The 13,715-nt window shown below is 48.8% G+C and carries 15 protein-coding genes, 2 tRNA genes and 1 pseudogene; 12 read left to right on the forward strand and 6 right to left on the reverse strand.

What is annotated here, in order from left to right; genetic code table 11:
• The first annotated feature begins 43 nt into the window (after positions 1 to 43).
• A complete protein-coding gene (locus NT002_03415) occupies positions 44 to 580 on the forward strand; it encodes an RNA polymerase sigma factor (GenBank protein MCX6828315.1) in 537 nt (178 codons plus the stop codon).
• 2 nt (positions 581 to 582) lie between these two features.
• Entirely contained in the window at positions 583 to 2,880 is a 2,298-nt protein-coding gene (locus NT002_03420) for a FlgO family outer membrane protein (protein MCX6828316.1), read from the forward strand.
• Between the two features lie 20 nt (positions 2,881 to 2,900).
• Here the strand turns inward: NT002_03420 and NT002_03425 are convergent, their stop codons facing one another.
• Positions 2,901 to 3,398, reverse strand: a complete 498-nt coding sequence (locus tag NT002_03425) for a ferritin family protein (protein ID MCX6828317.1) — start codon at positions 3,396 to 3,398, stop codon at positions 2,901 to 2,903.
• 271 nt (positions 3,399 to 3,669) lie between these two features.
• On the opposite strand from NT002_03425, the pseudogene NT002_03430 reads away from it, so the two are divergent.
• The 3 genes and pseudogenes from NT002_03430 (at position 3,670) to NT002_03440 (ending at position 4,814) form a co-directional block, all read left to right on the forward strand.
• A pseudogene (locus NT002_03430) lies at positions 3,670 to 3,810 on the forward strand (prepilin-type N-terminal cleavage/methylation domain-containing protein).
• 502 nt (positions 3,811 to 4,312) lie between these two features.
• Positions 4,313 to 4,549, forward strand: coding sequence for a hypothetical protein (locus NT002_03435; protein ID MCX6828318.1), 237 nt, complete (start codon positions 4,313 to 4,315; stop codon positions 4,547 to 4,549).
• Positions 4,550 to 4,559: 10 nt separating this feature from the next.
• On the forward strand, positions 4,560 to 4,814 hold the full coding sequence (locus NT002_03440) for a SemiSWEET transporter (protein MCX6828319.1): 255 nt from the start codon (positions 4,560 to 4,562) through the stop codon (positions 4,812 to 4,814).
• An 87-nt stretch (positions 4,815 to 4,901) separates the two neighbouring features.
• Here the strand turns inward: NT002_03440 and NT002_03445 are convergent, their stop codons facing one another.
• The 5 genes from NT002_03445 to NT002_03465 form a co-directional block, all read right to left on the reverse strand.
• Complete coding sequence (locus NT002_03445) at positions 4,902 to 5,732, reverse strand: 5'-methylthioadenosine/S-adenosylhomocysteine nucleosidase (protein ID MCX6828320.1); 831 nt, start codon at positions 5,730 to 5,732, stop codon at positions 4,902 to 4,904.
• Between the two features lie 187 nt (positions 5,733 to 5,919).
• A complete protein-coding gene (locus NT002_03450; protein ID MCX6828321.1) occupies positions 5,920 to 6,426 on the reverse strand; it encodes a hypothetical protein in 507 nt (168 codons plus the stop codon).
• A gap of 220 nt (positions 6,427 to 6,646) precedes the next feature.
• Positions 6,647 to 7,291, reverse strand: coding sequence for a hypothetical protein (locus tag NT002_03455; GenBank protein ID MCX6828322.1), 645 nt, complete (start codon positions 7,289 to 7,291; stop codon positions 6,647 to 6,649).
• A 308-nt stretch (positions 7,292 to 7,599) separates the two neighbouring features.
• Positions 7,600 to 8,208: a hypothetical protein gene (locus NT002_03460; protein ID MCX6828323.1), complete on the reverse strand. Its 609-nt coding sequence runs from the start codon at positions 8,206 to 8,208 to the stop codon at positions 7,600 to 7,602.
• Between the two features lie 124 nt (positions 8,209 to 8,332).
• Positions 8,333 to 8,404: transfer RNA gene (locus NT002_03465), tRNA-Arg, on the reverse strand.
• A 188-nt stretch (positions 8,405 to 8,592) separates the two neighbouring features.
• On the opposite strand from NT002_03465, the gene NT002_03470 reads away from it, so the two are divergent.
• From NT002_03470 to rpsI, 7 genes are all read left to right on the forward strand, one after another.
• The gene (locus NT002_03470) at positions 8,593 to 10,584 is read left to right on the forward strand and encodes a S8 family peptidase (GenBank protein MCX6828324.1); all 1,992 of its coding nucleotides are present in this window, start codon (positions 8,593 to 8,595) and stop codon (positions 10,582 to 10,584) included.
• Between the two features lie 6 nt (positions 10,585 to 10,590).
• Positions 10,591 to 11,430 (forward strand): PAS domain-containing protein, encoded by an 840-nt coding sequence (locus NT002_03475; protein MCX6828325.1) that lies wholly within the window; start codon positions 10,591 to 10,593, stop codon positions 11,428 to 11,430.
• Between the two features lie 12 nt (positions 11,431 to 11,442).
• Entirely contained in the window at positions 11,443 to 11,847 is a 405-nt protein-coding gene (locus NT002_03480) for a hypothetical protein (GenBank protein ID MCX6828326.1), read from the forward strand.
• Between the two features lie 77 nt (positions 11,848 to 11,924).
• Positions 11,925 to 11,997, forward strand: a tRNA-Ala gene (locus NT002_03485).
• Between the two features lie 60 nt (positions 11,998 to 12,057).
• On the forward strand, positions 12,058 to 12,627 hold the full coding sequence (locus NT002_03490) for a hypothetical protein (protein ID MCX6828327.1): 570 nt from the start codon (positions 12,058 to 12,060) through the stop codon (positions 12,625 to 12,627).
• Positions 12,628 to 12,850: 223 nt separating this feature from the next.
• On the forward strand, positions 12,851 to 13,288 hold the full coding sequence (gene rplM, locus NT002_03495; GenBank protein MCX6828328.1) for a 50S ribosomal protein L13: 438 nt from the start codon (positions 12,851 to 12,853) through the stop codon (positions 13,286 to 13,288).
• Between the two features lie 12 nt (positions 13,289 to 13,300).
• Complete coding sequence (gene rpsI / locus NT002_03500; protein MCX6828329.1) at positions 13,301 to 13,693, forward strand: 30S ribosomal protein S9; 393 nt, start codon at positions 13,301 to 13,303, stop codon at positions 13,691 to 13,693.
• The last annotated feature ends 22 nt before the right edge of the window (positions 13,694 to 13,715 follow it).

Below are 13,715 nucleotides of genomic sequence, written 5' to 3' on the forward strand. Positions count from 1 at the left end.
ACAATTATTATACTACTGCTGAATTAGCAGGTTCGCGTTTATATTGGATATCAACGAGTTACAAAAATCGGCCGTCGCCGGCGGCAATCCCGAAGCGGAAAAGCAGCTATTTCTGGAACTGTCTGCAAGATTCCGTTTCTTTGTAAAACGGAGTATATGGAATAAAGAAGATGGTGAGGAAGCCGTCCAGGACGCCCTCGCTGTTGTTTTTAGCAAGTACAAAGAGATTGTTTACGAAACCAGCTTTGTGGCCTGGGCCCATAGGGTGTTGCAGAATGTGGTTATGAATCACAACTCAAAAAGAGCCCGGCGAAAAAGCGATACGAACAGCTTTGATGAAGATGGTCGAAGCGATTTCGGCCGTGACTCCGACCCTTTATTTGAAGCCACGCTTCTGGAATGTCTGCGGAAAGTAAGCCAGAGGAGCCTTCAGTTTGCCCGCGCCCTTAATCTCAACTATCAGGGTTATGGCGTGGAGGAAATCTGTGCCAGGCTGGAATTGACCAAAAGCAATTTCTATTCGGTGCTTTCGCGCGCACGGGCCATGTTGACACTTTGTCTGCAGAAAGGGAGCTTATAGTCATGAGCCGGTGTATTGATAAGAAGTTCGAAAAGTTGTTGAGCGCCTATGAGCTGGGGATGCTCGATGAGAAGGATAAGGACGCCTTCGAACTTCATCTCTATGAGTGTGAATACTGCTTTAAGAAGGCCACCGAGTTTGAAAAAGCCGCCGGGTATATTCAGAGAAACCCGGCTGTCAAAGATAGTATCCGTCAGATTGCCGAGTCGGCAATGGAAGCGGCAAAAGAGGACCATTCCCTGTGGCATTCCGTTGTCAGCAGAAGAGTGTGGCCGAAATTGGTCCCGGCGGCGGCGGTTGTAATAATCGTTCTGATCTTCCTGATTCTGCGCCCCTGGCAGATAGAGTTTCGGACGCAACAGGATGCTTGGGCGTCGGCCAATCGGTTGGCCATAGTCGATTTCAGAAATCTCAGCGATCCTCAGGATACTTCTCGCCTAGGACTCATCTTATCCAATCTGCTCACGACCGATCTGTCCGAATCACAGTCCGCGAAAGTGGTTTCCAATGAACGCATTAATGATGTTCTAAAATTGATCGGGAAAACACAAGATGATATGGCAAACCGGGAGACCGCCACAAATATGGCTAAGAGGGTTGGGGCACGGTGGATATTGTACGGTTCCTTTATCGACAAGGACGATAAACTGACGGTCACGACGCAATTGACCGAGGCTCGAAGCGGCGAGGTTTTGAAGGGGCGCCGCATGACAGCCGAGGCGAATGAGGATATATTCGCTCTGGTGGACAAGCTGGCGCTTCAGATCAAGAAAGATCTGTCATTTCCGGCTGAAGTCCCCTTTGAGCCGGTACGATCCATATCCGAGATTACAACGCGTTCTCCTGAAGCGTATCGATTGTACCTTGAAGGAGTGGAGAATTATCAAAAACGCTATTACTCCGATGCGAAGGAGTGTTTCAATAAAGCCCTGTCCTTTGATACCAGCATCGCTATGGCCTACTATTATATGGCCAAAATGGGCGACCAAAAAATGATCTTCAAGGCCAAGCATTTCGCGAAAAATGCCACCACTCTGCAACGTCACTATATAGAATCATCCGTCTTGCTGGCCCAGGGGAAAAGAGATACCGCCATCGCCTTGCTGGAACAAATAGCAAGGGATTATCCGGACGAAAAAAATGCCTATCTCGCATTGGGAGGTTTGGAATATCAGAATGTCCGGTATGATTCCGCCATTGCGAACTTCAATGAGGCGATAAAAATCGATTCGCTATTCAAGAATCCCTACAATGAACTTGCTTATGCTTATCAGGCGATCGGCAATGTTGAAAAAGCCCTGGAATCGATAAATAAATATATTGAACTATCTCCCGATGAGGCGAATCCTTATGACACGCAAGGTGAATTGTACGCAACCAACGGGATGCCCGATAAAGCTATTGAATCATACCGGCAGGCTCTTAGAATCAAACCGGATTTCATGACCTCATTCCTGGCTGTCGGATACCTCCATTTGTTGACAAGAGACTATGACAGGGCCGACAGTTGTTACCGGCATCTGGAATCAATCGGCGATGGATATAACCGCGCCATGGGGCGGGTCTATCGGGCTCTCATTCCGTACAATCAGGGGAAAATTTCAGCCGCGCTGAAATTCCTGGACAGCTGTCTGGTGCTGAACAAGAGCGAAAAAATAAAAGGGATAACCCAGCAGATTCTATACATGAAGTCCTTTATTTACCAGGGGAATAATGATTTCACTCGGGCTCTTGCTACATATTACGAAGCTCTGAATACCGAACAGAAAGAGACGCCGGAGAAACTTCAGATGAATGTTGATATATTTACCCAGCTGCTGGCACAGAACGGGAGGCTTGACAGCGCCCGGAATTATGCCGAACAGGTGAATGAATTTCAGAAAAAGAGTGGTTTCGCGCAATATTCATATTGGTATGGGACGGCGGCAATAGCCTTTGCAGAGGGTGATATTCAAACCTGTATTAAAGATCTGGAAAAAATTGGGGATAATTATGGGAAGCGCTATTTCATCGCACACTATCTTCTGGGGAGGGCCTATCTGGTCGCCGGTGATTTCGCCGGCGCAATCAGAGAATTCGAAAATCAGATCAATGTATACAACTATTCACATGCCCGGCACGCGATCTGGAATGCCGACATGCACTACTATTTGGGAGTTGCATACGAGGAATCGAAGCAGGTCGACAAGGCTATCAAGCAGTATCAATTGTTTCTCGATATCTTCAGAAATGCCGATCCTGAGGTAATGTCAAGATATGATGCCGCCCGGCGGCTGGGTCGGCTTCTGAAGAGCCGGTAGTTTCCTATATATTCCACAAATCAGAATGGTGCAAAGCCGGCATCAGACCAATAATCTTCTTTCAACTCGTCCTGCTGGCGAAGCAGCGCGCGATAATGCCCCGATTCCCAATCGGCCAGTTCGGCAAGGAATTTCTTTATGTCGGGGTCAGCGGCGGCGGCAGCCTGATCTTTATAGAAATTCATTGCGTCCATTTCAAGCTGCACTCCGATCGATAGCGCGCTCATCTCGTAATGGGCATCACCAATGCGTGACCGAATGCTATCGGAGAAAATCGGGAATCCTTCCGAGAGGTCGAGACGCGGCCCGAGGCTCAGGGAGCGATCCGGCTTTCCGGTTTTCAGGATGGCGTCATACTGCTTCTTGAGAAATTGCATGTGGTCCATTTCCTCGGCGGCCAGGGTTTCAAAAACCTTCCTCCCCTTGGGATCGCTGGTGCTGTGAGCGGCCATCATATAAAAACTATGGCCGTGACGTTCGGCCTGAATTGCCTGCAAGAGTCCTTCGGTAATCTCCATCTCAAGTCCTTTCCAAAAAAACGGAATTTTATCCCTTAAAACTAATATTCGGCCCCGACTTCCGCAAGATGTTTATGACGCCCGGACATTTTGTCGCTGTATTTAGGAATACCCCGTCGGTCAGGGGCATCCGACTGTTCAAATTTTGCGCATGGCGCCATGATTGGACATTCCGTGATAAAGAATGGGTGTCAAATTCCGAAAATTAGAGTAGGAATTATCATATCCGGCTTTGTGGATAAGTCTCAAATAATATACGGAAGGAAAACTTATGGTATTCAAGTATCCCAACGCAAACAGAGGGTTCACTCTCATTGAATTGGTGGTGATTATTGTTGTTCTGGGTATTCTGGCAGCGATTGCTGTCCCGAAGCTTTTCTCGGTGACCAAAGAAGCCGAGAAAGCCTCGTTGGCCAATATGGTATCCAGTCTGGAATCGGCCCTGGCCACATACACGGCCAGGCAGTTTGTCAAAGGGCAGCCCATCGCGGTTCATAATCCTTTTGACGATCTCTCGAATACGCCCACCAATTATAAAGGTGTCAATGACCCGGTTACCGTGGCCAATACTCCTGATGGCTACTGGTCGTGGCGTCCGAATGGAAATTGGATAATGTACAATCCCAAATCGCCCGTCAGCGGCGGCTGGCTTAATGGAGGCGAGCCTTTCATCATCTATCAGGTACAGGCAGTAACCGATGGGGTCGATACCGTTGGACTTAAATTGACCACCACTCCGGTTTATTCATTTACCTGGTAGAAGCTGTTATAGTTTGACAGGCAGTTGCGATTATTCCGGCGCAGGGTGATGTTCTGGCATTAATCCTGCGCCGTTTGTTTTTTTACTGTTTCCTATTTCTCAAAATATCCTTATCATCCATTTGATTCTTTAAACCACTATAAAGGATAATGCTATGGATACAGACCTGATGATTGGCATTCTGGGAATGGTTTTTCTATTGGTTGCCTTTGCCCTGAATATCATTAAGAAGCTGAGCCAGGATTCGGTCACATATATCGGACTGAACATACTCGGGGGCGGGCTTTCCACCTATTACGCGATTGTGCTTGCGGCCATACCTTTTGTTATTTTAGAATCTATCTGGACACTGGTGGCATTATATAAGCTCGTCTTTGAGAGAAAGAAATAGGGCGGGGAAAATGGATTATACAATTTTACTGGGATATGCGGCCGGAGCGTTAACCACGCTGGCTTTTCTTCCCCAATTAATTAAAGTCTGGAAATCCAAATCGACGCATGATATTTCGCTGGCGATGTTCATCGTCATCTGCACGGGGATATCCCTATGGCTGGTTTATGGTATTCTGATTGACTCGCTTCCGATCATTCTGGCCAATATAGTCACTTTAGCCATCGCCGGGATGATACTGCTGCTGAAAATAAAGTACAAATAGAGTAAGGTCCTGGTTCTTTGCCCGCGTCACATTATCTGTTTTTATCTCTTTCGTTCATGAGTGTCATAATTTGCCTCCGCCCTTTAGTTATAACTCCTTTAAATATTCTTTAACCACTCTGGCGGAATTGACCGCCGCCACTTTGAAAAACTGCCCGATTTCGGTTCGGGCGGTGGCCGAGCCGGAACCACCGGCCAGATCGGATGCGGACCGAAAGATTATGAACGGTACCCCGTTGATAGTGCAAACCTGCGCCACCGCCGCCGATTCCATATCGGTTACCAGCGCGCCAAAATTGGCTGAGAGCCACTGCCTTTTCTCGACATTGTCGATAAAAGCATTCCCGCTGACGCCCACGCCGCCGACTTCCAGGCGGGGAATATGAGAGCCGATACTATCGAAACTGAAAGTATTGAGGGCAAGTTTTGCAGCTTTGTCGAAAAGAATGCTGTCGGTCATAAGATATGCCATCTCGATGATGCTGTCGGCTTCGGGCATGTAAACATCGGGCGGGGAGGGTTTAAACCCCTCGGCGCCCCAGTAGCCGTAATCGTGGGTGGCCCACTTGCGGCAGACAACAATATCGCCGATATGCACGGTGCTGTCGATGCCGCCGGCGATGCCGGTAAATATGACCGCACGGGGATGAAATCGGTCGATAAGCCCCTGGACAGTCATGGCGGCGTTGGTCATGCCGACTCCCGACTCGGCGAGAATGATATCCTTCCCGGATAGTTTGCCGATATGGATCGTCCTGCCGAGGATTTTAGCGGTGGAATCAACCGTCATCTCTTTGGCCAGCAACTGCCCCTCGGTGGAGAAAGCGTAAATAATCAGATATGGACTTAATTGTTCTGCCTGAGTAAAATTGGCGGCGAAAATAAGAATGCCGAGGAATAGAATTGATCTTCTCTTCATACCTGCCTCCCGGATTAGTGGTTTCAGTCAGTAATATATATTTTGTGCCGGTGAGTGCAAGAGAAATGAAAGGAGGCATGGCCGGATTCCTTCTGGTCGTCAAGAGAGACTTTTGACCGCGCGAAATGCGAAGAAAGGGGCTTGCGGACAGAAGTGGATATCTGCCCCGCAAAGAATTAAGGAGGTTCTATGGGTGTGCCTTTCGAACGATGTAATGCACTACTGCTGCGATCCACAATAAAACAGTGGCAATGATTATCGCCACTAGCAATGTTCCTAGAAATGGGTTGCCAGCGCTTCTCGAAAGTAGCATTAATTGCCATGAAGTTACTGCAAATGCCCAAGTTATGCCGGTCTTACCCACTGTCAAGAATAGCCGATGAAATTGTCTGGTGATGATATCCCGATTGTCCTTCCTGCCCATTAGTCGCTCATATATTGTTCTTCCCTTCCAATTCCGATCGGAGAACGATGACAGCAGGATAAGAAGTATATTTCCATTCAGAGATATTATGAAAAATAATATTGCGTATCCCTTTCCCAACGGTGCTCTCCCACTCTGCGACAGTCCAATGATACCGTTGGGTTCAGCGGTCCAGTTCCCCAAGATGATCCATACGAAAAAGATTAGGGCTAGTATAGATAGAAAATCCAAAAATATAAGAAATTTGGAAATGGTATCAATTTTCTTCATATCGCTCTCCGGGTTTGAGCCTAATCCATTAACTGGTATCCCACCCATTGCATATGCTTTGAGTCTGACAGCGCGGAGAAGAGGAGGGATTGAGCTTGCGGGCAGATGTGGAGATCTGCCGCGCACATAGTAAGGAAAATGAAAGGCGGGTGGCCGAATTCTTTCTGGTCGTCAGGAGGGACTCCTGACGGCGCATATAAGATGAAATTTGTAAGCTGATTCACTCGAGCCAATATATCAACACTCCGTTATGAGTTTCTTCATCCTTGGGATATGTTCCCCGGGTACGGATAAACGCATAGTGACCAGTTCTGATAACCTCTTCAATATAATAATTCTTATAGAGACCGCCGGGGTAACGCCAAATCAATTTGGCTTTCAGGTTAAAATAGGGATCATCGAAATTTTCAGCAAGGAGACGGTGTTGAGCGCTTTGGTTACCCACAGCGTCAGCCTCAGCCCAAAGCCGTGAGAAGGCTGTGTCATATACTGGTGATCGCACTGTGTCGGTTGTGAAATTCACAATGAATACGCCATTGACTTGCGATAGATAATGCATGAATGCCAAAGTGTCGCCCACCGTAAGGGCCTTATCCCAAATGGGCACAGTGGGACCGTCCGGAACCGCCGTTTTGTGTTCGGCAATTACTCCCTGAGAACTGAGAGTGAGGTAGTAAATATGCCAATTTTCACATTCCCCCTCAGTAACTGCCATAAATGCAAGCGTACATGTGTCTCCTTCTGTCCTGCCCATGAAAACGAAGGAGTCATAGCATGGAAGCCATGCTATGGTAGGGATTGAGCTGGCAACTATAGCCCCCAGTGTCAGTAAAAGCAAGACCGTCACATATTGAAATTGCTTCAATTTTCCTCCCATAGTTGATAGGCAAAACTGGTACTGGTACCCCACCCAACGGGTGGGAATTTTAGGGTCTTCGGACGGCATCACTTTTCAGCACGCCTATCTATCTGCCAAGATGCAAATCACGCCTGGCAGGCTACGCAATGAGGAGGCGGTTGACTCGCTTCGGATTTCTCATCGCCGCTGGCATGGTGCTTCGGAGCCGGACCTACCGCACTGCGGCACACAACCCAACCCTATACTGCACTTGGTCGTGTGCTGATCTTGAGGCCGATCCTAACTATTACTTTGGCTTACGTTTGGGTTTGGGTTTATCTTTTGGTGGTAATTGTTTCTCTTTCATTTGCGTTTTCACCTCCTTTAATCGCAAGTCCTTTTTGAATATCGAAAATCGTAGTGCATTGCCAGCCGATTTCTCGATTCTTCTTTTCCACGTTCTTTATGTGCGAATAAGCCATCACAACTTCTACACCGGCGTTTATTATGAAATCGTCATGAAAGTACTCCAGTTCCCCGGGCTCCAATTCCGCTTCTTCTTCCGCCCACTCTATTTCATGACTGTCCAACAGTGGCCATTCTATCTCGGACATGTTTTTGTGGACTGAATCATTATTAGTTTCTAAGCCAGCAGTTATTTCTTCTGACAAAGGAGTAATCTGCTGGAGCCATGTTTCGCGGTGACGAAGTTGAATAAGAATTTCACCTATATTATTGAATGTAGTTTTAATATGAATGAGAATTTTGTCTTCAGACAATTTCACGCGGGAAATATCATGATTTATCACAGCTTTGGGGTAAGGCGCTCTTTTCTTTATGAACCGTCGGTAGGTCCAAATGCCGCCTATTACGAGTGCAGCAATTTCAGCAATATTGGTTAATATGTCTGTCCAGGTTTTGGTATCTGCTATTGACAAATACATATTTTAGAGCCTCTGGATTCTATTCGCATTCATCAGTCCTCTATTCCTGGGCTTGCGATACAGGTATTTCCACCTGCCCGGCATTCACTACTTCATTTCCGAATCGCCCTGCTGCTTTATTCAATACCCCCGACAGGAATCGAACCTGTATTAACGGCTTCGGAGGCCGATGCGTTATCCATTACACCACGGGGGCATTCTCTCGGTCTTGAAACCCGATCAATACCACAAATACTACACATTTTAACCCCGCTTTGTCAACTGTAGTTTTCAGAAAAGGGGAGACCGACAGATTAGACCGATTTCCGCCTTGACCCAGGCCGTTTTTATGCCTTAACTTGAGCACTTGAGCCGTTTAGCTCATATAAAACGAAAGGAATCGAAATGAAGAAATTTTTAATGTCACTAATATTTCTCTCTGGATTAGCCGGAATAACGCAAGCTGCCACACCGCCTCTAATAACAAAGCCTGCTGTGCCGAAAATCGCCAACAGATTCGCCGACACACTCAATGCGGCACCAGCCGAGCGTAAATTTAGAGTCTGGGTATTCTTCGCGGATAAGAAGATTTTTGATGAAGCAGCTTATAAGAAAGCGATAGATAATCTGGAAAGCCGCTTTTCTCCCCGGGCAATGGAGCGACGGCAGAAACGTAACGCAAGCCCCACGCTCGATTTCTATGATATCCCAGTCAGCGCCGAATATGTTCGCGCGCTGCAAGAAGCCGGCATGGAGGTCAAAAATGAATCGCGATGGCTGAATGCCGTTTCCGGATATGCCGATTATGAAACACTCCAGAGAATCAGCGCCTTTCTTTTTGTAATGAAGATCAGGCCGGTGGCCGGCGCGGTCAAAGAGCCACTTCCGCCGGTCGAGACGCCGAAACTTGATGGCATCCCCTTGCCCGATTCGCTCTATGGGCCGTCGCTGACCCAGCTTAAACTGATAAATGTGCCGCTGGTACATCGGTTCGGATTTACCGGGAAAGGGGTTCTTATTGCCCTTTTCGATACCGGGTTTCGTCTCGATCACCCTGCTTTCGACAGCCTGCATCTGGTGGCCAAACATGATTTTATCAATAACGATACTTCGGTAGGCGAAACCGTCTGCAGCGACCCTAATAACCCCAATCCTCGCCATGGGACGCTTACTCTCTCGGCCGTTGCCGGATTTGACCCGGGGCATTTGATCGGGTCGGCCTACGGCGCCGATTTCGCGGTAGCCAAGACCGAAGATCCCTGTGATGAGGTGCCCTCGGAAGAGGACAACTGGGTGGCGGCGGCCGAATGGGCCGATTCGCTGGGGGCGGATATTATTTCCTCTTCACTGGGATATTATGACTGGTATACTTATGCCGACCTGAATGGCCATACGGCGGCTATTACTATTGCCGCTGAAAGAGCGGTCTCGCGGGGAATTGCAGTATTTAACTGCGCGGGAAATACGCGCAGTTGCGGCAATCCCGATTTATGTTTCTATTATATCATTCCTCCCTGCGATGGCGATTCGGTGATGGCGATCGGCGCCGTGGATGGACTCGGGCATATCCTGGCTTTCTCCTCCGCCGGCCCGACCTACGATGGGCGGATCAAGCCGGACCTGGTGGCGATGGGTTTTCTGGTTTACTCCGCCGATCATCTGGGAGGATACACCCTGGCAAGCGGAACCTCACTGGCGGCACCCCTGGCGGCAGGCGCCGCCGCCCTTATCTGGGAGGCTCATCCCGATTGGGGGCCGGTTCAGGTCGGAAATGCCATGAAACAGTCGGCCGACCGTTATAATAATCCCGATGACCTCTATGGCTACGGCCTGTTTGATACCTATAAAGCGGCCGATCTTTTCAGAATAGACTCGATTCCACCGATTATTCTGGCGGTGGGTGATTCCCTGAATCTCAGGATAATGGTTTCGGGGATGGAGGGGTATATTCCGGAATTAAGCGCCGAAAATCTTCCACCGACCGCAATACTCGTTGACAATCAAGACCGCACCGGCGACCTGAAATATAAGGCCGAAAAAGAAGATAGTGGCACCCGGAGCATCGTTTTTATAGCCACCCTTGGCGCCGGCGAGTACCGGCTGGCGGTCAGTCTGACCGTTCTGGCCGGCCGGGGGGTGACTTTCGGTCCCAATCCTTTCAGTGATTCGCTGACCATTTTTCTCGGCCCGGCGGCCGGCCGGCCGGTGGAAATTTCAATTCATAGCGCCGACGGAGAGAAAGTTTGGGGAAAATTGTCCGATAATTATAATAGTGAAAGAGGGACAGTGACTTGGCATGGAGTCAACGACCGGGGTGAGAAAGTGACGCCAGGTGTATATTACATGATTGTGAAAACAGCAAAATCGACCGAAAAGGTCAAGCTTTTTAAAAAATAGTCGCTAATGACATATTCAATTACCGAGCGCCGGAAAGCGGATTGCGAACTTCAACGATGCGCCGTTTTTAAAATAGATTTTAAGGGGCGACTTGTATTCATAGATGAACTGGCCGAAAGGCTCCTGCAGTTGCCCGGTGAGAATCTGTTTGGCCGCCATATCAAGGAGTTCCTGACCGAAGAATCCTACACCGCCCTGATGGCCTTTCTCAAGCGGAGTCGCCACTTTGAGACGGTCTTTGAGGCCTTCGACCTGGTTATTGTTGATGTCTCCGGGCGGGAGCATTTTTTGAAAGCGATAATATCCCTTAACTTCATCGGCGGTAATCCCTCCAATTACCAGATCATTCTCGTTCCACCATCGGTCGCAATCCAATCGCCGGGGGAGAGTGTCGGGACCGACCAGCTCCTGGTTTTCCTGTGCGAACTGATTGCAGAAACAAGGAGTGATGTGGACTGGGGACAGCTGACCGAGATCTTCACCATAATTCCGGAACTCCTCAGAATCGGGATATATCGATTCGACGGAGAGACATTGCACCTTCTGGCCGCATCATCCCCGAGCGGAAAAACCGAGCCACCGGTAGATATGAATGTCATCGATGAAAACCATCTCAAAGTTGTACATCATCGACAGAAATTCATGGGCAGTATCAAGGACCCGGCGGCGGCTCTGACCGAGATGATGCCGCAGACGGCGGAGATCTGCTATCCGCTCATTCATGGCGACCGGTGCTGGGGAATCATTCGTCTGTTCTGCAGCGGTGACGTGGCCGAGCTGGATCGAATGCTGCGTCGTCCGGTGGCCTTTCTGGGGCATGCCCTTTTCTCCTTTATCAATCAATAATGGGTTATCGTCATGGAAGAGACTCAACAGATTGCCGAAATCCCTTATGATGAGAACAACGCGGGAGAAGAGAATCACCGGGGAAAACAGAAATTAGTACTACGGATGCGTCAGCCGCAGAGGCCCCGTGGCGATCAGATCGCCTCGATAATAGTCGCACAGACCGCCGCCACACTTAGTCATGAAATCAATAATCCCCTTATGGCCATAACCGGTCTGGTGGAAATTCTCCGGAAAGAACGGCAGAAATTACCGGGCGATGTGGTCGAGAAGATTGAACAAATAGGGTCTGCGGCCGAGCGGATCAGAAAAGTGACCGAGAAACTGATAGAGGCCGATACCCTTCATTATCGGGAGACACCCTCGGGGCGAATTATCGATCTGGATTCGCTGCTTAAGGATGAGCCGGCCCGGTGACTGACGGCGGATAATACTGTCGTCAATAAATCCCTTGACATAAGCGAATGGTTGGATATATTAGCCCCTTGCCAACTGGGGCCGTAGTTCAGTTGGGAGAACGCTTGACTGGCAGTCAAGAGGTCAGGGGTTCGACTCCCCTCGGCTCCAAAAAACTTGAAGCCGTCGGCGTTAATGTTGACGGCTTTTTAAATGGATGCGAGAATCAGGATGAAGCAGAAATATTTGGCCGGGGAAGATCCCAACTACGACCTCTTTGCGACCATCCAGGTTATGACTGTCCCGGCGATTCCGGTTTCCGGTGGAGATGAATCCAATCCGATTTCCGCGCAGCTGCCCTCCCTGCCGGAGCTTTTCAGGTTATTCGGGGTAATCAATCGCCGTTATTTTCAAGGGACGCTTCCGGAAGCAAAAATATCGTATTCCAAGCGAATGCTGATTGCCGGATCCTATACGCCGGTAAAAAGGGAGATTAAAATTGGGATAAGATATCACCGCCTGTTTCCGAGTGAAATAGACGATACTTTGAAGCATGAAATGATTCATATTCTTCATCCCGATCACAACCGGGAGTTTCGGCTCGAGGCGAAGCGGATAGGGGCTTCGTTAAAGGCCAAAAGTCATCCACAGCTTCGAAAACCGCCTGTTTATATTTATGTTTGTCCGAGATGCGGAAAAGAGTATCCGCGGCAGAAGCGACTTCGGATGGCCTCCTGCGGGGCCTGTTCGGTGCGGGGAAAATTCGACCCGCGCTGCAAACTCAAGCGGCTAACCCGTTGATATTTAGATAGATTATGCGGAAACCTATGGCTGGCTCCAGTGTTCTATAAGACCTGGAGATGAGATGATAGGAAGGATTGTGAGGATAATTTTGAACGCAGCCGGAAAATATCCCGTGAATTGGAAAATTGCATAAAAACCTTGACAGGGTTTGATTATTGTGTATATTCAAAGGCTTTTAAAGAATTGGAGATAGCTAAAACCGGAATATTCCGGGGGAAAGATGAAGACGTTTATACCAAAGATTGAAGAATCAGACAAGAAATGGTACCTGATCGATCTCAAGGGTGCTACGCTGGGTCGAGCAGCGGTCGAGGCGGCCAATATTTTGCGGGGCAAGAATAAGCCGATATTTACGCCGCACCTTGATACCGGTGATTATTTGGTGGTCATCAACGCGGCCCAGGTGTCGGTGACCGGCAACAAAACAAAGAATAAATTGTACTACCATTATTCCGGATATCCGGGCGGGTTGAAGGTTACTCCCTATGATAAACTTCTCAAATCGAACGCCCGTGATATTTTCACCCATGCTGTTACGGGGATGCTGCCGAAAAACCGCTTGGGCCGGAAAATGATTAAGAAGCTGCATGTCTATGCCGATGAAAAGCATCCGCATCAGGCGCAGAAACCGGAAGTGTGGAAATTATCTGAATCCTGATAGAGAAAGCAAATGAGCGAAACAATTTTTTCGGCAACCGGAAGAAGAAAAGAATCGGTCGCCCGTGCTATAGTGAGGGTTGGGGGTGGCCACTTTGTTATTAACGACAAGACTCCCAAGGAATATTTGGGGCGGGGCGTTCTGGTTGATATTATCAATCAGCCGATGAAGGAAACCGACACGGTTGGCAAGCTGGATATTGTTTGCCAGGTCAACGGCGGCGGATTAGCCGGCCAGGCCGGAGCTATCCGTTTGGCCTTATCCCGTGCCCTTGCCAAGCTGGACCCCGACTTGCGTCCGGTCCTGAGAAGAAAAGGATATCTGACCCGGGATCCGCGAGCGGTGGAACGGAAGAAATTCGGTCGGCCCAAAGCAAGAAAACGGTTCCAGTACTCAAAACGGTAATTATAAATATCCGGTTGCGGCC

This window comes from Candidatus Zixiibacteriota bacterium (assembly GCA_026397505.1).
GTDB lineage: Bacteria > Zixibacteria > MSB-5A5 > GN15 > PGXB01 > JAPLUR01.

Bases quoted from the DNA above. Each gene is read 5' to 3' on its own strand.
- NT002_03420 (MCX6828316.1), top strand. From the start codon at position 583: ATGAGCCGGTGTATTGATAAGAAGTTCGAAAAGTTGTTGAGCGCCTAT.
- NT002_03425 (MCX6828317.1), bottom strand. From the start codon at position 3,398: ATGGAGATTACCGAAGGACTCTTGCAGGCAATTCAGGCCGAACGTCAC.
- NT002_03435 (MCX6828318.1), top strand. From the start codon at position 4,313: ATGGATACAGACCTGATGATTGGCATTCTGGGAATGGTTTTTCTATTG.
- NT002_03440 (MCX6828319.1), top strand. From the start codon at position 4,560: ATGGATTATACAATTTTACTGGGATATGCGGCCGGAGCGTTAACCACG.
- NT002_03445 (MCX6828320.1), bottom strand. From the start codon at position 5,732: ATGAAGAGAAGATCAATTCTATTCCTCGGCATTCTTATTTTCGCCGCC.
- NT002_03450 (MCX6828321.1), bottom strand. From the start codon at position 6,426: ATGAAGAAAATTGATACCATTTCCAAATTTCTTATATTTTTGGATTTT.
- NT002_03460 (MCX6828323.1), bottom strand. From the start codon at position 8,208: ATGTATTTGTCAATAGCAGATACCAAAACCTGGACAGACATATTAACC.
- NT002_03470 (MCX6828324.1), top strand. From the start codon at position 8,593: ATGAAGAAATTTTTAATGTCACTAATATTTCTCTCTGGATTAGCCGGA.
- NT002_03475 (MCX6828325.1), top strand. From the start codon at position 10,591: ATGACATATTCAATTACCGAGCGCCGGAAAGCGGATTGCGAACTTCAA.
- NT002_03480 (MCX6828326.1), top strand. From the start codon at position 11,443: ATGGAAGAGACTCAACAGATTGCCGAAATCCCTTATGATGAGAACAAC.
- NT002_03490 (MCX6828327.1), top strand. From the start codon at position 12,058: ATGAAGCAGAAATATTTGGCCGGGGAAGATCCCAACTACGACCTCTTT.
- rplM (MCX6828328.1), top strand. From the start codon at position 12,851: ATGAAGACGTTTATACCAAAGATTGAAGAATCAGACAAGAAATGGTAC.
- rpsI (MCX6828329.1), top strand. From the start codon at position 13,301: ATGAGCGAAACAATTTTTTCGGCAACCGGAAGAAGAAAAGAATCGGTC.